The following is a 22,494-nucleotide window of genomic DNA, read 5'->3' as shown; positions in this document are numbered from 1 at the left end:
TGCGGTGCAGTCCTAGACAGCTCCACCACACCGGAGGTCTTCGCCATGATCAAGACCCAGCCCTGTTAACAACGCTCGTGATCAATACACCTAGGTCGTGTCCGCGAAGTCGCGCCGTTCGCCCGCAGGGCGGGCGTGCCGGGCGCCGCGACGCAGGCGTGACTTTGCGGACACGACCTGGCTCACGGGGTCAGGTAGTCCGGGAGCCCGATGCCGGGCGCCAGGTCGGGGTTGGGCACAGGGGCCTCGTAGCCCTTGCGGAGCGGTACGACCCCGGCCCAGTGCGGCAGGGACAGGTCCTCGGGCTCGTCGTTGGCGGCGCCGGTGCGGATCTTCGCCGAGACCTCGTCGAGGTCGAGGCGGATGACCGCGGTGGCGGCCAGCTCCTTCTTGTTCGCGGGCCGGGAGTCGGCGGCCCGGCCCGGCACGACCTGGTCCACCAGCGCGTCCAGCGCCAGCCGCCGCTCCTCGGGGTCGGTGACCTCGTGGGCGGTGCCGTGCACCACCACCGAGCGGTAGTTCATCGAGTGGTGGAAGGCGGAGCGGGCCAGCACCAGCCCGTCGACGTGGGTGACCGTCAGGCACACCTGGAGGCCCGGGTCCGCCTCGCCGGTCATCCGCAGCGGGCGCGAACCGGTGGACCCGTGGACGTACAGCCGCTCGCCGACCCGTCCGTAGAGCGTCGGCAGCACCACCGGCGCGCCGTCGCGGACGAAACCGAGGTGGCAGACGTAGCCCTCGTCGAGTATCGCGTGCACCACGTCCCGGTCGTACGACGCCCGATTCGCGGAACGTGTGGGCACGGTGCGGTCGGTCGGCGTGTACGCGGTGGACGGCGACGAGGCTTCCCGGGTCCCCTGCATGGTGGTCTCCATTGCACTAGTGCATAATTGATTTTGTGCTAGGAGAGTATCGGATTCAGGGCCGGGGCGCAGCGGAGATCGCGGCCAGCGTCGAGCGCGCGGTGGGCGCGGGGGAACTGGAGCCGGGGCAGCCCCTGCCCCCCATGCGGGATCTGGCGGACCGGCTCGGGGTGAACCCCAACACGGTCGCGGCCGCCTACCGCACCCTGCGCGAACGCGGGGTGATCGAGACCGCCGGGCGGCGCGGCAGCCGGGTCCGCCCGAAGCCCGCCACGACCGCCCGCGAGCAGATCCGGGTGGAGGTGCCGGCCGGTGTGCGGGACGTGTCCGACGGCAACCCGGACCCCGCGCTGCTGCCCCGCCTGGCGGACGCCTTCGCGGCGGCCGCCGCACACGGCGACCGGGAGCCGGTGCTCTACGGGCACGACCCGGTGGAACCGGAGCTGGCCCGGCTGGCCCGCGCCGCGCTGGACGCCGAAGGGGTGCCGGACGGTCCCGTGGCCGTGGCCTCCGGTTCCCTGGACGTCATCGAACGGGTCCTCGCGGCCCACCTCAAGCCGGGCGACCGGGTGGCGGTGGAGGACCCCGGCTGGGGCAGCGTGCTGGACCTGGTCCCGGCGCTCGGCCTGCGCCCGGTCCCCGTCGGCGTCGACGACGAGGGTCCGCTTCCCGGCGAGGTGCGCGGCGCGCTGGAGTCCGGGGCGCGGGCGCTGATCGTCACCGACCGGGCGCAGAACCCGACGGGTGCCGCGCTGACCGCCACGCGCGCGCGGGCGCTGCGTTCGGTCCTCCGGGACCACCCCGGGACACTGCTGATCGAGGACGACCACGGCCACGGCATCGTGGACGTCCCGCTGCGTCCGCTGGCCGGTGTCACCCGCCACTGGGCCTTCGTCCGCTCCGTGGCGAAGGCCTGGGGACCGGACCTGCGCCTCGCGGTGTTCACCGGGGACGCCGTCACCGTCGACCGGGTGCGCGGGCGGCAGCGGCTGGGCCCCGGCTGGGTGAGCCGGCTCGTCCAGCGGGCCGTGGTCGAACTGTGGCGCGGCGGCGCGGTGGACCCGGGCGCGGTGGCGGCCTCCTACGGCGCCCGGCGGGAGGCTCTCGTCCGGGCGCTGTCCGCGCGCGGGGTGGAGGCGCACGGACGCAGCGGGATGAACGTCTGGGTGCCGGTGCCCGACGAGACGGGCGTGGTGGCCCGCCTGCTGCACGCGGGCTGGGCGGTCACCCCGGGCGCCCGGTTCCGGCTCGCCTCGCCGCCGGGCGTCCGCGTCACGGTCTCGTCCCTCGCCCCGCGGGACGTCGTGCCGCTGGCGGACGCGGTGGCGGCGGCGGTCCGCCCTTCCCCGGCCCGCTCCTACGGCTGACCGGCCCGCTCCCACGGCCGAGGACCGCGGCGGGGGCGGCGGCTCAGCCCCGGGGCCTGACCTGGGTGAGCGCGGCCCCGGCGAGAACGACGACCGCGCCGACCGGGGTGGTCCAGCGCAGCGACTCCCCGAGGATCGCCACGCCCGCCGCCGTGGCGATGACCGGGATGAAGTACGTGACCATCTGGGCCGTGGTGGGCCCGACCTCGGCGACGAGACCGTACTGGATGAGCACCGCCAGCCCCGTGCCCAGCGCGCCCAGCGCGGCCACGGCCAGCAGCGGGACGACCGGGAAGTGGTCCGGGAAGGGTGTGAACAGCGGTGTCACGACGGCCAGCTGGGCCGTCGCCAGCAGGAGCTGGGCCCCGGTCATGGACAGGTGCGAGTTTCCGGTCCCGGCCAGGGTCCGGCGGACGTGGATCCAGCCGACCGGGTAGCTCAGCGAGGCGAGCAGCGCCATCGCCGTGCCCGTCGCGTCCAGCCCGTGGAAGCCCTGCCAGGCGCCCAGCACCGTCAGCACCCCGAGGAAGCCGAGGCCGAGCCCGGCGACGCGCACCCGGGTGGGCCGGTCCTCGGAGAGCGCGACCATCGACAGGGCCATGCCCCACAGCGGCGAGGTGGCGTTGCAGATGCCGGCCAGCGTCGAGGGGATGGTCAGCTCGGAGTACGCGAAGAGGGAGAACGGCAGGGCGTTCAGGAAGAACGCGGCGACCGCCATGTGCCCCCACACCCGGGCCCCGCGCGGCAGCCGCTCCCGCTTCACGGCCATCGCCGCCGCCAGCACCGCCGTACCGAAGACCAGCCGGCCGAGGGTGACCTGGAACGGCGCGTAGCCCTCCGTGCCCACCTTGATCAGCAGGAAGCTGAAGCCCCAGATCAGCGAGAGGGCGCCGAAGCGCAGCCGCCAGTCGAGGCGGGCGCGGGGCCGGGCGGGTGCGGGGGACTGGGTCCGGGGTGCGGTGACCGTGCTCATGACGTCAACGATGCGTGACTCCGACCTCGTAGCACAATCGAGAATTCTCACCGGATACCTCTTAGAATCACTTACATGTTGAACCTGGAGCGCCTACGGACCCTGGACGCCCTCGCCCGGCACGGCTCGGTCAGTGCCGCCGCCGAGGCCCTGCACGTCACGACGTCCGCGGTCTCCCAGCAGCTCGGCAAGCTGGAGCGCGAGGCCGGGCAGCGGCTGCTGGCGAAGAACGGCCGGGGCGTACGCCTCACGGACGCCGGGCGGCTGCTGTCGGAGCACGCGGCCCGCATCCTGTCCCAGGTCGAACTCGCCCAGGCCGATCTCGAGGCGCACCGCGGCCAGGTCGCCGGCGAGCTGCGCGTCTCGGCGTTCCCGACCGCGGCCCGCGGTCTGTTCCCCACCGCGCTCGCCGACCTGCGCGGCCGGCACCCGGGCCTGCGGGTGCGCTCCAGCGAACTGGAGCCCGAGTACGGCGTCGCCGCCGTCGTGCGCGGCGACCTCGACCTGGCCGTCGTCCTCGACTGGTACAACAAGCCGATGCCCGTGCCCGACGGCCTGGTCAAGGCACCCCTATTGGACGACCCGGCCGATGTCGCCATGCCGGCCCGGCACCCGCTGGCGGACCGGGACGAGGTGGACCTCGCCGAGTTCGCGGAGGACGAGTGGATCACCTGGGGCGAGGGCGAGTTCTGCCACGAGTGGCTGATGTTCACGCTGCGCTCGAAGGGCATCGAACCGATCGTCGGGCACCGGGCCGGCGAGACCCACACCCAGCTCGGGCTGGTCGCCGCCGGGCTCGGCGTGTGCATCGCGCCGCTGCTGGGCCGGCACCCGGTGCCCCCCGGCATCGTCATGGTCCCGCTCAGCCAGCGGGTGCGGCGGCACGTCTACGTCGTCTGGCGGGCGGACGCCGACCGCCGCCCCTCGATCCGCGCCGCGGTCGAGGCGCTGCGGGCGGCGGCCGAGCGGGTGAGCGAGGTCTAGGGGGCGTCTCCCCAGGGCCGCCCGGCAACTCCCGCCCGCCGCGCTCCGGGCGGACGACGGGAACGGCCGGACACGCCCCAGGGCGTGTCCGGCGCTCTCGTGTCCCGCCGGGACCGGCGCCTCAGCGCACCGCCCCGAGCTTGCGGAAGTCCCAGGACACGATCTTGTCCGGGGTCAGCCTGGCCCAGGCGTGCCGGCCGTCGTGCGGCATCTCGTCCAGGCCGAAGTACTTGCGCGCGAACACCGTCTCCGGTGTGTCGAGTTCGGCGCGCAGTTCCCCGGTGCGGGGCACCTCGCCCACGAACTCCACCCGCCCGGACAGCTCGGCGCCGCGCAACTCGTCGTACTCCTCACCCGAGTCGACCACGACCGCGACCCGGGGATCGCGGCACAACTGCGCCCAGCGCCGGCTGCGCACCACGGAGTACAGCCACAGCGAGGTGCCGTCCCAGGCGAACCACAGCGCGCTGACATGCGGCGTGCCGTCCGCCGAGACGGTCGCGACCCGGCAGGTGCGCCGGCTGGTCAGGAAGTCGTCCAGCTCCCCGGGCGTCATCATGATCTTCCGGCCACGGCGCTGCTGCGTCACGGTCATACGGCCCCCTCATCTCCCACGTCGAACCGGCGGAACCCGTCCCTGGCGTGATCCTCCGAGATCGCGGCGGGAAAGGGAACAGGACGAGTGCGCCGGCCTCGCCGGCGCCCCTCACCCCAGCTTGATCTCGTCGCCCGAGACGGTGATCTTCTGGGCGGCCAGCGCCTGGGTCGCGGGTCCCTGCTTCACACTGCCGTCCTCGACGGAGAAGTGGCTGTTGTGGCACGGGCAGACGATCGCGCCGCCCGAGATGCTGGACACGGCGCAGCCCTGGTGGGTGCACTTGGCGGAGAACGCCTTGTAGGTGCCCGCGGTCGGCTGGGTGACCACGACGCCCCGGTCCTTGAAGATCTTGCCGCCGCCCTCGGGGATGTCCGAGGTCCGGGCCAGCGCCGCGCCCCCGGCCGAGTCGCCGGACCCCGCCGAACCCCCGTCCTGCGACGAGCCGGTGGACCCGGTCGCGCCCGCGGTCCCCGACCCGGTGTCGACGGTGTCCGAGGAGCCGTCGCCCGAACCGCAGGCGGTCAGCGCGGCGGCGAGCCCGGCCGCTCCGGCCGCCGCCACGACGGTACGGCGGGCCGGTCCCGATTCGGGCTTGAACGATGCGCTGGTCATGACGTGGTTCCTTCCGCGGAGCGTCTCGTGATCCGTCCAGGGGTACGGTCCCCGGCCGCCCCCTGTTCAGAAATGCACCCGGATCCTTGCCTTCCGGAGGCCTGGCGGGCATGAAACCACGGCCGCCGGCCGGATTCCGGGACCACGGCCGCGCACCGTCCGGCCGCCTGTCGGCCGGACCGGTCCCGCCCCCAGTAGCCTGGGGCGATGCTCAAGGAAGTCACCGCCACCCGCTACATCACACCTTTGCGTGAGGGCGGCTCGCTGCCGGGACTCGTCGAGGCCGACGACTTCGGTACGTACGTCATGAAGTTCACCGGTGCCGGGCAGGGCCGCAAGACCCTGGTCGCCGAGGTGGTGTGCGGTGAACTCGCCCGCCGGCTCGGCCTGCGGACGCCCCGGCTGGTGACGGTCGGGCTGGACCCCGTACTGGGCCTCGGCGAACCCGAGCAGCAGGTGCAGGACCTGCTCAGGTCCAGCGGCGGCACCAACCTCGGCATGGACTTCCTCTCCGGCGCCCTCGGTTACGACCCGCTCGCCTTCCCGGTGAGCCCCGCCGAGGCCGGGCGCGTCGTCTGGTTCGACGCGCTGATCAACAACGTCGACCGGTCCTGGCGCAACCCCAACCTCCTGATGCACCGGGGCGAGCTGTGGCTCATCGACCACGGCGCCACGATGATCTGGCACCACAACTGGCCCTCCGCCGAGACGTCCGCGGCCCGCCCCTACGACGCCGCCGACCACGCCCTCGCACGCTTCGCGCCGGATGTCGGGGCCGCCGCGGCCGAACTGGCCCCCAGGATCACGGGGGACCTCCTCGCCGAGGTCACCGCCGAGATCCCCGACGCCTGGCTGGCCGACGAGCCGGGCTTCGGCACCCCGGACGACCTCAGGGACGCCTACGCGCGGCCGCTGCTCGCCCGGGCGGCCGTGATCGCCGAGCGCATCACCGGCATCGAGGAGGGCAAGTGAGCGAGCGTCACATCCACATGGCCGGCCATGTGACCGAGCGCCACATCACCCGGACGGGCCAGGGCGGCGACCGGGACGTGTTCGAGTACGCCCTGCTGCGGGTCGTCCCGCGCGTGGAGCGCGGTGAGTGCGTCAACGCCGGCGTGGTGGTCTACTGCCGCGCCCGGGCCTACGTCGGCGCCCGCATCCACCTGGACGAGGCCCGGCTGCTCGCCCTGGACCCCGCGGCGGACGTGGCGGGAGTGCGGGCCGCGCTCGGCGCCGTCGAACGGGTCTGCGCCGGTGGTGAGGAGGCCGGGCAGGCGGCCGGCGACGACGCCGGACGGCGGTTCCGCTGGCTGATCGCGCCGCGCTCCACCGTGGTGCAGCCGGGGCCGGTGCACACCGGTCTCACCGCCGATCCGGCGGCCGAAACGGAGCGTCTGCTGGACCTCCTGGTGAGGTAATGGATCACACCGGCACGGTGTCCCGTTGACACCGGGTGCCAGGGCTTCTAGCGTCGCGGGTGCTGAAGGTACTAAGCGGTCGCTCACCGCACTGGCCGGCTCAGCCAGGAGCCGCACAGGTTCTCTCAAGGGCGAGGAGAAGCAGCAATGTCCACCACTGAACAGCGGGTCGCGGTAGTCACCGGCGCGGCGCGCGGCATCGGCGCCGCCACCGCCGTACGGCTGGCCGCCGAGGGTCGCGCGGTCGCCGTGATCGACCTCGACGAGGCCGCCTGCAAGGACACCGTCGAGAAGATCACCGCGGCCGGCGGCCGGGCGATCGCGGTCGGCGCGGACGTCTCCGACGAGGCGCAGGTCGAGGCCGCCGTCGCCCGGATCGTCGAGGAGCTGGGCGCCCCGACCATCCTGGTCAACAACGCCGGCGTGCTCCGCGACAACCTGCTGTTCAAGATGAGCGTCTCCGACTGGGACACCGTCCTGAACGTGCACCTGCGGGGCTCGTTCCTGATGACCAAGGCGGTCCAGAAGCACATGGTCGACGCGGGCTTCGGCCGGGTCGTCAACCTGTCCTCGTCCTCCGCGCTCGGCAACCGCGGCCAGGCCAACTACTCGGCCGCCAAGGCGGGCCTGCAGGGCTTCACCAAGACCCTCGCCATCGAGCTGGGCAAGTTCGGCATCACCGCCAACGCCGTCGCCCCCGGCTTCATCGCCACCGAGATGACCAAGGCCACCGCCGACCGGGTCGGCATGGGCTTCGACGACTTCAAGACCGCCGCCGCCACCCAGATCCCGGTCCAGCGTGTGGGCGAGCCCGAGGACATCGCCAACGCCATCGCCTTCTTCACCGGCGAGGCGGCCGGCTTCGTCTCCGGCCAGGTGCTGTACGTCGCCGGCGGACCGCTCGACTAGGAAGTCTGGGGAACCACGGACATGACTGAACTCCCGGAGCTCTCCGGCAAGACCGCCCTCGTCACCGGCGCCAGCCGCGGCATCGGTTACGGCGTCGCCGAGGCGCTCGTCGCCCGCGGCGACCGCGTGTGCATCACCGGACGCAACGAGGACGCCCTGAAGGAAGCCGTCGAACGGCTCGGCGCCGACCGGGTCATCGGCGTCGCCGGCAAGGCCCACGACCTCGGGCACCAGGCCGAGGCCGTCGAGCGGACCATGGAAGCCTTCGGCCGCGTCGACTACCTGGTCAACAACGCCGGCACCAACCCCGTCTTCGGGCCGATGGCCGACCTCGACCTGGACGTCGCCCGCAAGGTGTTCGAGACCAACGTGGTCTCGGCGCTCGGCTTCGCCCAGAAGACCTGGCACGCCTGGCAGAAGGACAACGGCGGCGCGATCGTCAACATCGCCTCGGTCGCGGGTCTCGCGCCCTCGCCGTTCATCGGCGCCTACGGCGTCAGCAAGGCCGCGATGATCAACCTGACCCAGCAGCTGGCGCACGAGTTCGCGCCCCGCGTGCGGGTCAACGCGATCGCCCCGGCCGTCGTGAAGACCAAGTTCGCCCAGGCCCTCTACGAGGGCCGCGAGGCCGAGGCGGCCGCCTCCTACCCGCTCGGCCGGCTCGGTGTGCCCTCCGACATCGGCGGGGCCGCCGCGTTCCTCACCTCCGAGCAGTCCGACTGGGTCACCGGTCAGACGCTCGTCGTGGACGGCGGCATCTTCCTCAACGCCGGCGTGGGCTGACCGGTACCGTCCGGTCGTCTTTTTCGGGCGCCGTTTCCCAGCGGAACGGCGCCCGAAACGCCGCACAAAACACGCACAGCGGAATGACAACGTAGTCATCGCGCAATCGATCAAGAAGGCCTGCTCCGGGGGAGGTTCACGAGGCGGGACGCTGCGGTATGGTCTGCCGACCCTTGGTATGGCAGATCGAGGAGCGTGCGCGTGTTCAACCGGAACCGATTCCTGCGGAGAGTCGCGGCGATCGCGTCCATATCCCTGGTGGCCGGCTGCGGTCTGTTCTCGGACGGGGATCCCGACAGCAAGGGCCCGATCGTCGTCGGAACCACCAGCGCGCCCAGCACCCTGGACCCGGCCGGCGCCTGGGACGGCTCCTGGGAGCTCTACCGGAACATCTACCAGACCCTCCTCGCCTATCCGAACGGCGCCACCACCCCGCAGCCGGACGCCGCGGAGAGCTGCTCCTTCACCGACGCCGGCAGCCGCACCTACCGCTGCAAGCTGCGCCCGGACATGCAGTTCGCCGACGGCGACCCGCTGAACGCCGAGGCCGTCCAGCACTCGATCAACCGCATCCGCACCATCGACGCCCCCGGCGGCCCCGCCGGCCTGCTCGGCAGCCTGGACAAGGTGGAGACGGTCGGCGACAACGAGGTGGTCTTCCACCTCAACCAGTCCGACGCCACTTTCCCGTTCGTGCTCGCCACCCCGGCCATGTCCATCGTCGACCCCGACGACTACCCGGCGAGCTCGCTGCGCAAGGACAACAAGGTCTACGGCTCCGGGCCGTACACGCTGCAGTCCTACGAGGAGGGCAAGCAGGCGGTCCTGGCGCGCAACGACCACTACCAGGGCTTCGCCAAGCGGCAGAACAACGCGGTGACCATCCGGTACTACCAGGACTCGGCCACCATGGTGAAGGCGCTGCGCGACAAGCAGATCGACGTCACCTACCGAGGCCTCGCCGCCGACGACATCCTCACCCTGCAGCGGGCCGGCACCACCGACCTGCAACTGGTGGACGGCACCGGCACGGACATCAGCTACCTGGTGTTCAACCCCAAGGACTCGTGGGCCAAGCAGCCCGCCGTGCGCAAGGCCATCGCCCAGGTCGTCGACCGGGGCGCCATCGCCCACAAGGTCTACAAGGACACCGTGGTCCCGCTGTACTCGATGGTCCCGGCGGGCCTGACCGGCCACGCCACCAGCTACTTCGACGACTTCGGCGACCCCAGCGTGGCCAAGGCCCGCAAGATCCTGACCGACGCGGGCATCACCCAGCGCGTCCCGCTCACCCTCTGGTACACCACCGACCGGTACGGCTCCGAGACGGCCGTGATGTTCCAGGAGCTGAAGCGCCAGCTCGACGCCTCCGGACTGTTCAGCATCACCCTCAAGAGCCGCCCCTGGAAGACCTACGTGGTCGGCTACCAGAAGGGCGAGTACCCGGTGTTCGGCCGCGGCTGGTTCCCGGACTTCCCGGACGCGGACAACTTCATCGCCCCGTTCGTCGGCGAGCACAACGCCCTGGGGACGCCTTACCCGGCCAAGCAGATCACCAACGTGCTGCTGCCCCGCTCGCGCGCCGAGGGCGACCGCGGCAAGGTGGTCAAGGACCTGGAGGCCGCCCAGCAGATCATGGTGAACGACGCCCGGCTGATCCCGCTGTGGCAGGGCCGGCAGTACGTGGCGGCGAACGAGGACATCTCGGGCGGCGAGCGCGCCCTCGACCCCTCGACGATCATGATGATGTGGGAGCTGCACCGCAAGACCAGCTGGTGACGGTCCTTCCGCCCCCGGCTGTCAGTGGTCGCCTGTAGGTTCTGGAACCTGAAGTGACCGCACATCGTGAGGACGTTGACGTGACCGACATCGCCATGCTGCCCGAGTCCTGGCGCGGGGTTCTGGGCGACGAACTGCAGCAGCCCTACTTCAAGGAGCTGACCGAGTTCGTCGAGGACGAGCGGGCGAGGGGTCCCGTCTACCCGCCGCGCGAGGAGGTCTTCGCGGCACTGGCCGCGACGCCGTACGACAAGGTCAAGGTGCTGATCCTCGGCCAGGACCCGTACCACGGCGAGGGCCAGGGCCACGGTCTGTGCTTCTCGGTCCGTCCGGGCGTGAAGACCCCGCCCTCCCTGCGGAACATCTACAAGGAGATGAAGGAGGAGCTGGGACTGCCCGTGCCGGACAACGGCTACCTGATGCCGTGGGCCGAACAGGGCGTGCTGCTGCTCAACGCGGTGCTCACGGTCCGGGCCGGGGAGGCGAACTCGCACAAGGGCAAGGGCTGGGAGAAGTTCACGGACGCGGTGATCCGCGCCGTGGCGTCCCGCCCCGACCCGGCGGTCTTCGTGCTGTGGGGCAACTACGCGCAGAAGAAGCTCCCGCTGATCGACGAGACCCGGCACGTGGTGGTGAAGGGCGCGCACCCCTCACCGCTGTCCGCGAAGAAGTTCTTCGGCTCCCGTCCCTTCACGCAGATCAACGAGGCCGTGGCCGGCCAGGGGCACGAGCCCGTCGACTGGCGCGTCCCGGACCTGGGCTGACCCGATCGGCCCCGCACGGCTCCGTGTCGCACGGGGCCGCCTGCCCCGGATCGCCGGTGCCTGCGGCTAGCGTCGGGACAGACGGTGACCCGACAGCCGACGACGGCCGGAGGACGTGGTGGCGGAGCGACAGGAGCAGCCGGCGCCGGACGCCCTGCTGACGCGGATCGGGCAGGTCGTGATGCTGCATCACGGCGGCGACCGGGAGGAGGCACGCCGCCGCCTCCTGCTGCTGTGGGCGGAGGTCGGCGAGGACGGCGCCCCGCTGCACCGCTGCACCCTGGCCCACTACCTGGCCGACACCCAGGACGACCCCACCGATGAACTCGCCTGGGACCTGCGGGCGTTGTCCGCGGCCGAGGAGCTGACGGACGGCCGCGGCGCCGGTGACCCGGCCCATCTCCGCGCCTTCCTGCCCTCGCTGCACCTCAACCTGGCCGCCGACTACGCCAGACTGGGCCGTGCCGAGGCCGCCCGCAGCCATCTGGGCCGGGCCCGCCGCACCGCCGGCTCGCTGTCCGACGACGGCTACGGCGACGGGGTGTGGGCGGCGATCAGCCGCCTGGAGCTGCGGCTGGGGGAGGAGGGCACCCCGGGCGACTCCCTGGGCCCGCCGCGCCGGCGGCCCACCGGCTAGCGGGGCCCGGTGACCGCCCCGCCCGCGGCCTCCTGCATTGCCCGGCCGCGTCCGTGGCGCGCGGGGATCAGTGACCGTAGGTCTGCTCGCAGATCTCCGACTCGGGGCTGCCGCCGCGCCAGCCGCCGTACTCCCTGCCGAGTGCGCACACGTCCGGGGCCTGCGGCACCTGCGCCGCGCCCGGCAGTCCCCCGCCCCGCTGCCGGGGGTGGTCCGGGGGCGCGGGAGCGGGTGCGGGCGGAGCGGCCGGACGGTGGGTCACCGGGGGTGCCGCGGGCGTCCGGCGCGGGACGGCCGGCTCGTTCCGCCGCGGCCGCCCGGACGGGCCGGCCATCTCCAGCGCCTCCCGCGCCGGCGCCTGCACCACCCGCGGCACGGCACTGCCGTCCGGACGGGGCCCCGTCCGCTGCGAGGACACGGTCTCCGACGGGGGGCCGGGGGTCGCCGGGCGCTGTACCGTGACACAGCCGGAGAGGGCCGAGACGGCCACGGTGACCAGAAGCGCTGTGGTGGTCGTCGTTCGATGCACCCGTGCAACTCTGCTGGGTCGGCCACCGAGTTGACACCGTGTGCGGGGGGGTGATGCCCCGCACGGGTGATCTCGTGCCCCGTACGGAGGGCCCCGGCGCCCCCAGGGTGACGCTCAGTCGCCGGTGGCGCCGTCGATCCGCTCACGGACCAGGTCGGCGTGGCCGTTGTGCCGGGCGTACTCCTCGATCATGTGGGTGTAGATCCAGCGGAGGCTGTGCCGCTCACCGGTGTGCCGGTGCCGGCCCAGGGACGGGGCGTCCAGGGCGAAGCCGGCCGCGTGCCGCCGGGCCGCGTCGATCTCGGCCTGCCAGGTGGCGTACGCCTCGGCCCAGGTGTCCGCCTCGGTGAGCCGGAACTCGCCGTCCGGGTCCGCGTCGCTGTAGTGGATCGGCTTGGCGTCCTCGTCCGCGAGGACCCTGCGGAACCAGGACCGCTCCACCTCCGCCATGTGCCGCACCAGCCCCATCAGGGACAGCGTCGAGGGCGGTACGGAAGCAGTGCGCAACTGGGCGTCGGTCAGGCCGTCGCACTTCCATGCAAGGGTCTGCCGGTGGTAGTCGAGCCAGCCCTCCAGCATGGTGCGTTCGTCGGCGTCGGTCGCGGGTTCCCGGCGTTCATCGGTCGTCATTCCCGCATCCTCGCCCAGCCCCGGCCGTTCCCACCAGGGAATTCCGGTCCCGGTGCACGCGGGCCCGAGGGGCGCCGGCCGGCCGCCCCGTATGCTTCCGGCAGGGATCCGCAGGCAACCGGTAGGGGAGAGCACGTGAAGGTCGGCTGCATCGGGCTCGGGGACATCGCGCAGAAGGCGTACCTGCCCGTGCTGGGCACGCTGCCGGGCGTCGAACTGCACCTGCAGACCCGGACGGCCGCCACCCTCACCCGGGTCGCCGACTCGCTCCGCCTGCCGGACGCGCAGCGGCACACCACCCTGGACTCCCTGCTCGCGGCCCGCCCGGACGCGGCCTTCGTGCACGCCCCGACCGCCGTCCACCCGGAGATCGTCACCCGGCTGCTGGAGGCGGGCGTGCCCACCTACGTGGACAAGCCGCTCGCCTACGAACTCGCCGAGTCCGAGCGGCTGGTCGCGCTCGCCGAGCGCCGGAACGTCTCGCTCTCCGTCGGCTTCAACCGCCGTCACGCCCCAGCATACGCCCAGTGCCTGGACCATCCGCGCGAGCTGATCCTCATGCAGAAGAACCGGATCGGGCTGCCCGAGGAGCCCCGCTCACTGATCCTCGACGACTTCATCCACGTCGTCGACACCCTGCGCTTCCTGGTGCCGGGCGTGATCGACGACGTGACCGTGCGCGCCCGGGTCGAGGACGGGCTGCTCCACCACGTGGTGCTCCAGCTCGCCGGGGACGGCTTCACCGCGCTCGGCGTGATGAACCGGCTCAGCGGTTCGGCCGAGGAGGTCCTCGAGGTCTCCGGGCAGGACAGCAAGCGTCAGGTGCTCAACCTGTCCGAGGTGATCGACCACAAGGGGCAGCCGACGGTGCGCCGGCGCGGCGACTGGGTGCCGGTGGCCCGGCAGCGCGGCATCGAGCAGGCGGTGCTGGCCTTCCTCGACGCGGTGCGCGCCCAGAAGGTGCTCAGCGCCCGTGACGCACTGGCGACCCATGAGCTGTGCGAGCGCGTGGTACGAGCGGTTCCGGACCGGTCCGCCGCAGCCTGAGCGCCCGTACGCCCTCGCCCACGCACAGCGCCGCCAGCACCAGCAGCGCGCCGTGCACCGGCCAGTCGCCGTAGCGCACGTACGGGGTGACCCCGTGGGCCAGCGGCACCTCGTACACGTGGGCGGTGCTCGCGCCGGTGCCGAGCCACGGGCCGAGGCGCCGGCCGGCCGGGCCGTAGACGGCGGAGACACCGGTCAGGGTCGAGTGCACCATCGGGCGGCCGGTCTCGGCGGCCCGCAGCGCGGCCAGCGAGGCGTGCTGCTCCGGGGCCCAGCTGCCCTGGAAGGACGAGGTGGAGGACTGGCCGATCAGTACGTCCGCGCCGTCCGCGGCCAGTCGCCGGCTCATGTCGGGGAACGCCGTCTCGAAGCACACCAGCGGGCCGGTCCGCAGGCCGTGCCCGACGTTCATCACGACCTGCTCGCTGCCGCGCCGCCGGTCCTCGCCGGCCGCCCTGCCCACCGAGGTGGCCCAGCCCAGCACGGAGCGGGCCGGGATGTACTCGCCGAAGGGGATGAGCCGCATCTTGTCGTAGCGCTCGCCCGTCGGGCCGTGCGCGCCGACGAGGACCGAGCTCTTGTATATCCCGGGCCGGTCGGAGCGGCGGGCGTCCACGTTGACCAGCAGGTCGGCCCCGGTCTGCCGGGACAGCGCGGCGATCCGCCGGGCCAGGTCGGGCCGGCCCTCGAGGTCGAAGCCGACGCTGCTCTCGCCCCACACGATCAGGTCGACGCCCTGTCCGGCCAGTCGCCGGCTCAGTCGCTCCTCCCGGTCGAAGCGCCGGCCGGCGCTGTCCGCCCCGGCGACGACGCCCGGCTGGACGACGGCGATCCGTACCCCGCCGTCGACATCCGGGCGGGGCGCCCATGCCCAGGCGGCCGAGGTGGCGGCGGCCGTGACGACCAGTGAGGCCACCGCCGGTATCCGCGACGCGCGCACCGACACCAGTACCGCCACCGCCACGTTGACGGCCACCACCAGGAAGCTGAGCAGCCACACCCCGCCCACCGAGGCCAGCCGCAGCGCCGGCCCCACCTGCCACTGGCTGGAGCCGAGCATCCCCCAGGGGCCGCCGAGCCCCTGCCAGGAGCGGACCAGTTCCACCGCCAGCCACGCCGAGGGCAGCACCAGCAGCGCGGCCGCGCCCCGCCCCGGTGTCGCGCGGCCGCCGAGGAACCGGCGGACCAGCCAGCCCCAGGGCGCCCAGAGCGCGCCCAGCAGCCCGGCTATCAGGAAGATGAACACGTGCAGGCTCGGCAGCAGCCAATGGTGCACGGCCACCATGAAGCCGAAGCCGCCGCACCAGCCGTCGTACACCGCCCGGCGCGCGGTCGGCGCGGAGCGCGCCAGCAGGATCCAGGGCACCAGGGCGACGTACGCGAACCACCACAGCGCGGGCGCGGGGAACGCGAACACGGGCACGGCGCCCGCCAGGGCGGCGACGCCGGAGCGCCGCCAGGGGGAGGTGAGCCAGTGGTCGATCGTCCTCATAAGGAGTCTCCCTACCCAGCACTGCCTCCAGTGTGCGCGCCGGGAGCGATCTCCGACAGGGCGCGCCGGGGCACGCCACGGCTCAGCCGGGGACGGCTCCCGGGCCGGGCTCGGGCGTCCGGCGCCACTTCTCGTGCGCGACGACCCGGCTCAGCCGCCAGCCGTCCGGTGTGCGCAGCAGCCCGAACTCGTACCGGCCGCCGCACACCAGGTCGGGACCGCCGGAGCCGCCGTCGCCGGCCAGCCGCATCGGGTTGACGTAGTCGGCCCGCACCCGGGCCGTGTCCCCGGTGTCGTGCTCGTGGATCCCGAACCGCACCCGGCGGTTGACGATCAGATGCTGGCGGGTCCCGAAGGACTCCATACTCTCGGCGAGCCACCCGGCCACCCGGCCGGCCTCGCCCTCGATGCCGCCGGCGGAGCGGTAGTCGGCCCGCCCGTCCGCTGTGAACAGTCCCCGGTAGGCGGTCCAGTCCCCGTCGTCCACCGCCACCGCGTACTCGGTGACCGTCTCGTCCACGGCCAGCCGGTCCATCACGGTCGCGAGCTCCACACGCTGCGTCATCGGCACAGTGTTGGCCAAGGGAGGCCGGGTGCCAAGTGCGCGGACGATATTGGGGGGCCGCACATACGGCCGAGGAGGCGCACCGGGAGGCGGCCGCCGGACGCGGCGCCGCGAGCACCGGCGGACGCGGCGCTCGGGCCGGGTGCCGGAGAGCGATGTGCGTCCCGGCCGGCGCCGGCCGGGACGTGGTCGGGTGCCGGCTCTCCGTGGACTCCCCGACTCCCGCCTCAGGCGGCCTCGATGACGCGGCCGCGGACGGCCTGGGCCCACTCGACCACCAGCAGCTCGTACTCCGCGCGCTCCTGGGGTGACAGGGTGCCGCCCGCGCGCAGCCAGAGCGCCCGGATCCGCTCGTTCAGCTCGGCGGCGGAGCGCACGGAACCACGGGGCGTGAAATCGGGGGACATGCGGCCCAGCCTAGGGGCAAACACTGACGCTGCGCTACCGATCGGCTACTCAAGCCGCGCAGGTTGGCCGGTGCCCGGCGCGCTCAGCTCGCGGATTCGGCCGCGTGCGGGCTCAGCACACCGGCCGCCACCAGCGCGATGATGACGATGCCGAGGGCGATCCGGTACCAGACGAACGGCATGAAGCTCTTGCTGGAAATCCACTTCATGAACCAGGCGATCACCGCGTACCCCGACGCGAAGGCGATCACCGTCGCGAACAGCGTGGGCCCCCAGGCCACTTCGCCGCCGCCCAGCGAGTCCTTCACCTCGAAGACGCCGGACGCCAGCACCGCCGGGATGGCCAGCAGGAAGGAGTAACGGGCCGCGGACTCACGCCGGTAGCCCATGAACAGGCCGCCGCTGATGGTGGCGCCGGAGCGGGAGACGCCGGGGATGAGGGCGCAGGCCTGGCAGAGGCCGAAGATCAGACCGTCCTTGACGCCCAGGTTCTCCAGGGTCTTGCGCTGCTTGGGCGCCCGATGCCGGCCGCCCTGCTCGTCGCGGGCCGCCAGCCGGTCGGCTATGCCTATGACCACGCCGACGACGATGAGCATCGTCGCGGTGATCCGCAGATCGCGGAACGGCCCCTCGATCTGGTCCTTCAGCGTCACGCCGAGCAGGCCGATCGGGATCGAGCCCACGATCACCAGCCAGCCCATCTGGGCGTCGTGGTCGCGTCGCATGGTCCTGTCGAACAGCGACCGGAACCAGGCGGAGATGATCCGGCCGATGTCCTTGCGGAAGTAGATCAGCACCGCGGCTTCCGTGCCGATCTGGGTGATCGCCGTGAAGGCCGCCCCCGGGTCCTCCCAGCCCGAGAAGGCCGCGGTCAGCCGCAGGTGCGCGCTGGAGGAGACGGGGAGGAACTCGGTCAGCCCCTGGACGAGTCCGAGGACGAGGGATTCAAACCAAGACATGGAGGTGAGGCGTCCAAGTGCTGAGGGGGCTACGTGGTGATCATGTGACGAGGGCAGCGTAGCGGGCGCCGGTTCCCGGCAGGGCAGAGGGGTTGGGCAGGCGTCCCGGGGCCGGGTGCCGTCCCGCCCCGGCGCCCCCGCCCACGTCGCGGCACGGGAGAAAGGGCTTGCTCCCCGTTCGGGACGAGCGGGCGGCTCGACGTGTACCGGCAGGGCACAGGGCGCCCGGCGCGACCGCCGGCCGGTCGCGTCTCAGGCCGTGGCCGGGCCGGCGACCGTCCAGCCGGGGGACTGCGGGTGGGCCGTCAGGTCCTCGTGCCGGACCGGGGCGCCGCAGGCCCGGCAGGTCACCTGGGGGACCAGTTCGCTGCCGCAGCTGTGCTCGACGACCATCGGCAGGTCGACGCCGTCGCGCAGATGGCGGTCGCCCCACTCCTTGAGGGTCATCAGGACCGGTTCCAGTTCCAGCCCCGCCCGGGTCGGCCGGTACTCGAAGCGCTGCGGGCGCTCGCTGTAGACCCGCTTGGTGAGGATCCCCGCGTCCACGAGCCGGCGCAGCCGGGTGGCCAGGATGTCGCGCGGCGCGCCGATGTTGCGCACCAGCTGGTCGAAACGGCCGTTGCCCAGGCACACCTCCCGCAGTACGAGCAGCGAGTACTTCTCGCCGACGAGTGCGAGTGCGTCGGCGATGGAGCAGGGACGCGGGTCCTTCGTGGCGGCCATGCGGGCCAGTCTAAGTGAGGGTTTGATTTTCCAACGCACCGGGCTATGGTGAGTTGGAAATTCCTACTCAGTGGTCGAGCGTGCGAACGCTCAGCCGTCGCGGGAGGCCCGCAGCATGCGTGACGCAGTCGTCGTCGAAGCCGTACGCACCCCCATCGGCAGGGGCAGGCCGAACGGCTCCCTCGCCCACGTCCACCCGGTCCAGCTCCTCGCCCACACCCTGCGCACCCTGGTCGAGCGTTCCGGCGTAGACCCGGCCCTGATCGACGACGTCATCGGCGGCACCGTGGACCAGGTCGGCGAGCAGGCCATGAACACCACGCGGTACGCCGTCCTCGCCGCGGGCCTGCCCGAGACGGTCCCGGCGACCACGGTGGACCGCCAGTGCGGCTCCTCCCAGCAGGCCGTGCACTTCGCCGCGCAGGGCGTCATCTCGGGCGCGTACGACCTCGCCGTCGCCTGCGGCGTGGAGTCGATGAGCCGGGTGCCGATGTGGTCCAACGTGCCGGCGGGCAAGGACCCGTTCGGACCCGGCGTCGCCGAGCGCTACCCGGAGGGACTGGTCCCGCAGGGCATCAGCGCCGAACTCATCGCCGCGAAGTGGTCCCTCACGCGCGCGCGGATGGACGAGTTCGCGGTCTCCTCGCACCGGAAGGCCGACGCCGCGTGGCAGGCCGGCCTGTTCGACGCGGAGGTGGCGCCCCTGGACGGCGTCGCCCGCGACGAGTGCGTACGGCCCGGCAGTACCCCGGAGGTCCTCGCCGGACTGAGGCCCGCCTACTACGACGCCTCGTTCGCCGAACGCTTCCCGCAGATCGAGTGGAACGTCACCGCGGGCAACGCGAGCCCCGTCAACGACGGCGCCTCGGCCGTGCTGATCACCTCCAGCGAGACGGCCGCCCGCCTCGGCCTGCGCCCGCTCGCCCGGCTGCACAGCTTCGCCGTCACCGGCTCCGACCCGCTGCTGATGCTCACCGGCGTCGTCCCGGCGACCGAGAAGGTGCTGCGCCGCGCGGGGCTCGGCCTGGACGACATCGACCTCTTCGAGGTCAACGAGGCCTTCTCCAGCGTGGTCCTGGCATGGCAGCAGGAGACGGGCGCCGATCTCTCCAAGGTCAACGTGCACGGCGGTGCCATCGCCCTCGGCCACCCGCTCGGCGCCAGCGGCACCCGGCTCACCACGACGCTGGTCCACGCCATGCGCGAGCGCGGCGCCCGCTACGCCCTGCAGACCATGTGCGAAGCGGGCGGACTCGCCAACGCCATGATCCTGGAAAGCGTCTGACGGCCCGCAAGCCGGGTCAGCCGGCGCGCAGCTGGTGGCGCTTGCGCCAGGCCACCACCGTGCCCACCAGCGCCGGGAAGGCGATGCAGGCCATCGCGATCAGGAAGGCCGGGGAGGTCGGCGCCGAGGCACGGGCGCCGGCCACCGCGTAGGCGGCGGTGTTCGGGATCGAGCCGAGCGCCGTCGCCAGCAGGAACGGCAGCCAGCCCATACGGGAGACGGCGGCACAGTAGTTCGCCGCCCAGAACGGCACACCGGGAAAGAGCCGGGCCACCATCATGGACCGGAAGCCGTGCCGGCTGAGCTGTCCGTCGGCGGCCCTGAGCCAGCGCCCCCGCAGCAGCGGACGCAGCGCCTCCTGCCCGAGCACCCGGCCGAGCCCGAAGGCCAGTCCGGCCCCGAGCACCGTGCCCGCCAGCGCCGTCGCCACCCCCAGCTCGGAGCCGAACAGCGCGCCGGCCGCCAGGTTCAGCAGCGGGCGCGGCACGAAGGCCACCGTGCACAGGCCGTACGCCGCCGCGAACACCAAGGCCGCCGAGGCTCCGCCGAGCTGTGGCGGCCAGCCGTGCGTCAGCAGCCGCTGCGGCTCGAACGCCAGCACCCCCGCCGCGGCGCCCGCGAGCAGCACGAGCAGCACGGACAGACGGGCGTACGGCGACAGCAGCGCGCGGGTGCAACGGACGGCGAACCCCGCGCGGGACGGGGACGGTCCGGCTGCGACCGCGGGGACGGCGAGCTCCGTGGCGGCGGCCCGGGGAGAGACCGTGACGGTGCCCCCAGAGCGGTTGGTGGCATCGAGCATCCGGCGACACTAACCGACGGATACGTGTGATCGCCGTATGGTCCGTCTCACCGGCAGGGGGACGCCGGGTGGCGCGGCCCGTCCCCGCGCGCCGGGCCGCGCCCCCGCCGGCCCGCCCCGGCCGCGGCGAGCGCCGTATCGTTCGGTCCATGACCGCCGCCCCGCCCGCCCCGCCGCGCGTGCCGCGCAGCGCCCTGGCCGACGCCGTGCTGGAGCGGCTGACCGTCACCTACGCCGCCGCGGCCGATCCGGAGCGGGCGCCGGTGATGCGGGCGTACATGAAGGACGTCGCGCCCTTCCTCGGCATCCCCACCCCGGACCGCCGCGCGCTGTCCCGCACCGTCCTGGCCGGCACCCCCCGCCCCGACGAGTCCGACTGCGCCGCGATCGCCCTGCGCTGCTGGCGGCTGCCCGAGCGCGAGTACCACTACTTCGCGGTGGACTACCTGCGCCGGCACGCGGCCCGCTGCTCCTCCGCGTTCCTGCCCGTGGCCCGGCACCTGGTCACCACCGTCCCGTGGTGGGACACCGTCGACGCGCTCGCCGCGCACCTGGTCGGCACCCTGGTCGCGGCCGACCCGGCGCTCACCGCCGACATGGACGCCTGGATCGCCGATCCGGACCTCTGGGTGGCGCGTACGGCCCTGCTGCACCAGCTCCGCTACAAGGAGCGCACCGACGCCTGCCGGCTGTTCACCCACTGCCTGCTGCAGTCCGGGCACCCCGACTTCTTCGTCCGCAAGGCCATCGGCTGGGCCCTGCGCGAGTACGCCAAGACCGACCCCGGCGCGGTGCGGGACTTCCTGGCGCGGGAGCGGGGCCGGTTCGCCCCGCTGACGGTCCGTGAGGCCCTGAAGAACATCGGGCCCTGAGGGGCGACGAGCGCTGAGGGATCATCAGGCTCCGAAGGGCACCGGGCCCCGTCGGCGCCTCGGCTCGCACGGCACGGAAAACCATTCGACGCCGGACGCACCGTCGGCGACGATCGTCGTCATGTCCCGGTACGCCTTCCTCCTCGCAGCATCCGCCGTCGCGGATGCGCCGAAGGCTGCCGTCCCCTTCCTCGTGGCCGCTGCCGACGGCGCCCGAAGCTGACCCTCTCCGGATCGACCGGCGGACCCCGCAGGGGGAGGGTCGGTGAGTTCCTCGGGGTCCCGAACTCCCGTACCGCTGAGACGCTTCGAGGTACAGCCATGTCCAAAACGGCATACGTCCGCACCAAGCCGCACCTGAACATCGGCACGATGGGCCACGTCGACCACGGCAAGACCACCCTGACCGCCGCCATCACCAAGGTCCTGGCCGGGCGCGGCACCGGCACGTTCGTCCCCTTCGACCGCATCGACCGCGCCCCGGAGGAGGCCGCCCGCGGCATCACCATCAACATCGCGCACGTCGAGTACGAGACGGACACCCGGCACTACGCCCACGTCGACATGCCGGGCCACGCCGACTACGTCAAGAACATGGTCACCGGCGCCGCGCAGCTCGACGGGGCGATCCTCGTCGTCTCCGCGCTCGACGGGATCATGCCGCAGACCGCCGAACACGTGCTGCTGGCCCGGCAGGTGGGCGTCGACCACATCGTCGTCGCCCTCAACAAGGCCGACGCCGGCGACGAGGAGCTCACCGACCTGGTCGAGCTGGAGGTCCGCGAGCTGCTCAGCGCTCAGGGGTACCCGGGTGACGCGGTACCCGTCGTACGGGTCTCGGGACTGCGGGCGCTGGAGGGCGACCCGCGCTGGACGGCGTCCGTCGAGGCGCTGCTCGACGCGGTGGACACCTATGTGCCGATGCCCGAGCGCTATGTCGACGCGCCCTTCCTGCTGCCGGTGGAGAACGTGCTCACCATCACCGGCCGGGGCACGGTCGTCACCGGAGCCGTGGAGCGCGGGACGGTCCGCCTGGGGGACCGGGTGGCGGTGCTCGGCGCGGACGTGGAGAGCGTGGTCACCGGTCTGGAGACCTTCGGCAAGCCGATGGAGGAGGCGCAGGCCGGGGACAACGTGGCGCTGCTGCTGCGGGGCGTGCCCCGGGACGCGGTGCGGCGTGGGCACGTCGTGGCGGCGCCGGGAAGCGTGGTGCCGGCGCGCAGCTTCGTTGCGCGGGTGTACGTGCTGTCGGCGCGGGAGGGCGGCCGCAGGACCGCGCTGACGACGGGCTACCGGCCGCAGTTCTACATCCGCACCGCGGACGTGGTCGGGGACGTCGACCTGGGGGAGACGGCGGTCGCCCGGCCCGGCGAGACGGTCGAGATGACCGTGGAGCTGGGGCGGGAGGTGCCGCTGGAGCCCGGACTCGGGTTCGCCGTCCGTGAGGGCGGCCGGACGGTGGGCGCCGGGACGGTCCTCTCCGTCGGCTCGTAGGA

At 73.0% G+C, this 22,494-nt stretch carries 24 protein-coding genes and 1 pseudogene; 13 read left to right on the top strand and 12 right to left on the bottom strand.

The window, feature by feature from the left end:
* Positions 1-182: 182 nt before the first annotated feature.
* Positions 183-863, bottom strand: coding sequence for a pyridoxamine 5'-phosphate oxidase family protein (locus ACWCPN_RS24710; RefSeq protein WP_451209973.1), 681 nt, complete (start codon positions 861-863; stop codon positions 183-185).
* Positions 864-898: 35 nt separating this feature from the next.
* Here ACWCPN_RS24710 and ACWCPN_RS24705 point away from each other — a divergent pair, with 35 nt between their 5' ends.
* Complete coding sequence (locus tag ACWCPN_RS24705; RefSeq protein ID WP_451209941.1) at positions 899-2,230, top strand: aminotransferase class I/II-fold pyridoxal phosphate-dependent enzyme; 1,332 nt, start codon at positions 899-901, stop codon at positions 2,228-2,230.
* Positions 2,231-2,273: 43 nt separating this feature from the next.
* On the opposite strand, the gene ACWCPN_RS24700 is transcribed toward ACWCPN_RS24705, so the two are convergent.
* Positions 2,274-3,203 (bottom strand): DMT family transporter, encoded by a 930-nt coding sequence (locus ACWCPN_RS24700; RefSeq protein ID WP_365129802.1) that lies wholly within the window; start codon positions 3,201-3,203, stop codon positions 2,274-2,276.
* A 75-nt stretch (positions 3,204-3,278) separates the two neighbouring features.
* On the opposite strand from ACWCPN_RS24700, the gene ACWCPN_RS24695 reads away from it, so the two are divergent.
* Positions 3,279-4,187: a LysR family transcriptional regulator gene (locus ACWCPN_RS24695; RefSeq protein WP_451209937.1), complete on the top strand. Its 909-nt coding sequence runs from the start codon at positions 3,279-3,281 to the stop codon at positions 4,185-4,187.
* Positions 4,188-4,308: 121 nt separating this feature from the next.
* Here the strand turns inward: ACWCPN_RS24695 and ACWCPN_RS24690 are convergent, their stop codons facing one another.
* Together ACWCPN_RS24690 and ACWCPN_RS24685 are read right to left on the bottom strand one after the other, a co-directional pair.
* On the bottom strand, positions 4,309-4,782 hold the full coding sequence (locus ACWCPN_RS24690) for a pyridoxamine 5'-phosphate oxidase family protein (RefSeq protein ID WP_365129801.1): 474 nt from the start codon (positions 4,780-4,782) through the stop codon (positions 4,309-4,311).
* A 111-nt stretch (positions 4,783-4,893) separates the two neighbouring features.
* Positions 4,894-5,397 carry a Rieske 2Fe-2S domain-containing protein gene (locus ACWCPN_RS24685; RefSeq protein ID WP_199209709.1) on the bottom strand — a complete coding sequence of 168 codons (504 nt, stop codon included), beginning with the start codon at positions 5,395-5,397 and terminating at the stop codon, positions 4,894-4,896.
* A gap of 207 nt (positions 5,398-5,604) precedes the next feature.
* Here ACWCPN_RS24685 and ACWCPN_RS24680 point away from each other — a divergent pair, with 207 nt between their 5' ends.
* The 7 genes and pseudogenes from ACWCPN_RS24680 to ACWCPN_RS24650 all read left to right on the top strand — a co-directional run bounded on the left by ACWCPN_RS24680 (position 5,605) and on the right by ACWCPN_RS24650 (position 11,687).
* The gene (locus ACWCPN_RS24680) at positions 5,605-6,369 is read left to right on the top strand and encodes a HipA family kinase (RefSeq protein WP_451209933.1); all 765 of its coding nucleotides are present in this window, start codon (positions 5,605-5,607) and stop codon (positions 6,367-6,369) included.
* Positions 6,366-6,815, top strand: a complete 450-nt coding sequence (locus ACWCPN_RS24675; RefSeq protein WP_199209707.1) for a DUF3037 domain-containing protein — start codon at positions 6,366-6,368, stop codon at positions 6,813-6,815. Before ACWCPN_RS24680 ends, ACWCPN_RS24675 begins: the two co-directional genes overlap by 4 nt.
* Before the next feature lie 147 nt (positions 6,816-6,962).
* Complete coding sequence (fabG, locus tag ACWCPN_RS24670) at positions 6,963-7,724, top strand: 3-oxoacyl-ACP reductase FabG (RefSeq protein ID WP_199209706.1); 762 nt, start codon at positions 6,963-6,965, stop codon at positions 7,722-7,724.
* Between the two features lie 21 nt (positions 7,725-7,745).
* Complete coding sequence (locus tag ACWCPN_RS24665) at positions 7,746-8,507, top strand: SDR family oxidoreductase (RefSeq protein WP_451209930.1); 762 nt, start codon at positions 7,746-7,748, stop codon at positions 8,505-8,507.
* A 195-nt stretch (positions 8,508-8,702) separates the two neighbouring features.
* Positions 8,703-9,968: pseudogene (locus ACWCPN_RS24660) on the top strand (ABC transporter substrate-binding protein); the annotation flags it as partial.
* 398 nt (positions 9,969-10,366) lie between these two features.
* Positions 10,367-11,050: a uracil-DNA glycosylase gene (gene ung, locus ACWCPN_RS24655; protein ID WP_451209928.1), complete on the top strand. Its 684-nt coding sequence runs from the start codon at positions 10,367-10,369 to the stop codon at positions 11,048-11,050.
* Positions 11,051-11,168: 118 nt separating this feature from the next.
* Entirely contained in the window at positions 11,169-11,687 is a 519-nt protein-coding gene (locus ACWCPN_RS24650) for a hypothetical protein (RefSeq protein ID WP_451209926.1), read from the top strand.
* A 67-nt stretch (positions 11,688-11,754) separates the two neighbouring features.
* On the opposite strand, the gene ACWCPN_RS24645 is transcribed toward ACWCPN_RS24650, so the two are convergent.
* Both ACWCPN_RS24645 and ACWCPN_RS24640 read right to left on the bottom strand, forming a co-directional pair.
* The gene (locus ACWCPN_RS24645; protein ID WP_451209923.1) at positions 11,755-12,216 is read right to left on the bottom strand and encodes a hypothetical protein; all 462 of its coding nucleotides are present in this window, start codon (positions 12,214-12,216) and stop codon (positions 11,755-11,757) included.
* Between the two features lie 114 nt (positions 12,217-12,330).
* Positions 12,331-12,846: a DinB family protein gene (locus ACWCPN_RS24640; RefSeq protein ID WP_451209920.1), complete on the bottom strand. Its 516-nt coding sequence runs from the start codon at positions 12,844-12,846 to the stop codon at positions 12,331-12,333.
* A gap of 135 nt (positions 12,847-12,981) precedes the next feature.
* On the opposite strand from ACWCPN_RS24640, the gene ACWCPN_RS24635 reads away from it, so the two are divergent.
* Positions 12,982-13,893, top strand: a complete 912-nt coding sequence (locus ACWCPN_RS24635) for a Gfo/Idh/MocA family oxidoreductase (RefSeq protein ID WP_199209700.1) — start codon at positions 12,982-12,984, stop codon at positions 13,891-13,893.
* On the opposite strand, the gene lnt is transcribed toward ACWCPN_RS24635, so the two are convergent.
* The 5 genes from lnt to ACWCPN_RS24610 form a co-directional block, all read right to left on the bottom strand.
* Positions 13,811-15,385 carry an apolipoprotein N-acyltransferase gene (gene lnt, locus ACWCPN_RS24630; protein ID WP_451209917.1) on the bottom strand — a complete coding sequence of 525 codons (1,575 nt, stop codon included), beginning with the start codon at positions 15,383-15,385 and terminating at the stop codon, positions 13,811-13,813. The two genes, ACWCPN_RS24635 and lnt, sit on opposite strands and share 83 nt — an antisense overlap.
* Positions 15,386-15,467: 82 nt before the next feature.
* On the bottom strand, positions 15,468-15,950 hold the full coding sequence (locus tag ACWCPN_RS24625) for a nuclear transport factor 2 family protein (RefSeq protein ID WP_451209914.1): 483 nt from the start codon (positions 15,948-15,950) through the stop codon (positions 15,468-15,470).
* A gap of 227 nt (positions 15,951-16,177) precedes the next feature.
* Positions 16,178-16,357: a hypothetical protein gene (locus ACWCPN_RS24620; RefSeq protein WP_250404307.1), complete on the bottom strand. Its 180-nt coding sequence runs from the start codon at positions 16,355-16,357 to the stop codon at positions 16,178-16,180.
* Positions 16,358-16,440: 83 nt separating this feature from the next.
* A complete protein-coding gene (locus tag ACWCPN_RS24615; protein WP_451209910.1) occupies positions 16,441-17,316 on the bottom strand; it encodes an undecaprenyl-diphosphate phosphatase in 876 nt (291 codons plus the stop codon).
* A gap of 252 nt (positions 17,317-17,568) precedes the next feature.
* On the bottom strand, positions 17,569-18,039 hold the full coding sequence (locus ACWCPN_RS24610) for a winged helix-turn-helix transcriptional regulator (protein WP_199209696.1): 471 nt from the start codon (positions 18,037-18,039) through the stop codon (positions 17,569-17,571).
* 115 nt (positions 18,040-18,154) lie between these two features.
* On the opposite strand from ACWCPN_RS24610, the gene ACWCPN_RS24605 reads away from it, so the two are divergent.
* Positions 18,155-19,324, top strand: a complete 1,170-nt coding sequence (locus ACWCPN_RS24605; RefSeq protein ID WP_451209907.1) for a thiolase family protein — start codon at positions 18,155-18,157, stop codon at positions 19,322-19,324.
* Between the two features lie 16 nt (positions 19,325-19,340).
* On the opposite strand, the gene ACWCPN_RS24600 is transcribed toward ACWCPN_RS24605, so the two are convergent.
* A complete protein-coding gene (locus ACWCPN_RS24600; RefSeq protein WP_451209904.1) occupies positions 19,341-20,126 on the bottom strand; it encodes a TVP38/TMEM64 family protein in 786 nt (261 codons plus the stop codon).
* 149 nt (positions 20,127-20,275) lie between these two features.
* Between ACWCPN_RS24600 and ACWCPN_RS24595 the strand changes: the two genes are divergently transcribed.
* Both ACWCPN_RS24595 and tuf read left to right on the top strand, forming a co-directional pair.
* The gene (locus tag ACWCPN_RS24595; RefSeq protein WP_451209901.1) at positions 20,276-20,998 is read left to right on the top strand and encodes a DNA alkylation repair protein; all 723 of its coding nucleotides are present in this window, start codon (positions 20,276-20,278) and stop codon (positions 20,996-20,998) included.
* A 321-nt stretch (positions 20,999-21,319) separates the two neighbouring features.
* Entirely contained in the window at positions 21,320-22,492 is a 1,173-nt protein-coding gene (gene tuf, locus ACWCPN_RS24590; protein WP_199209692.1) for an elongation factor Tu, read from the top strand.
* Positions 22,493-22,494 lie beyond the last annotated feature (2 nt).

The organism is Streptomyces sp. NPDC002386, from assembly GCF_053593175.1.
The sequence above is the reverse complement of the archived record's forward strand: the minus strand, read 5'-3'. Positions and strand labels throughout refer to the sequence as shown.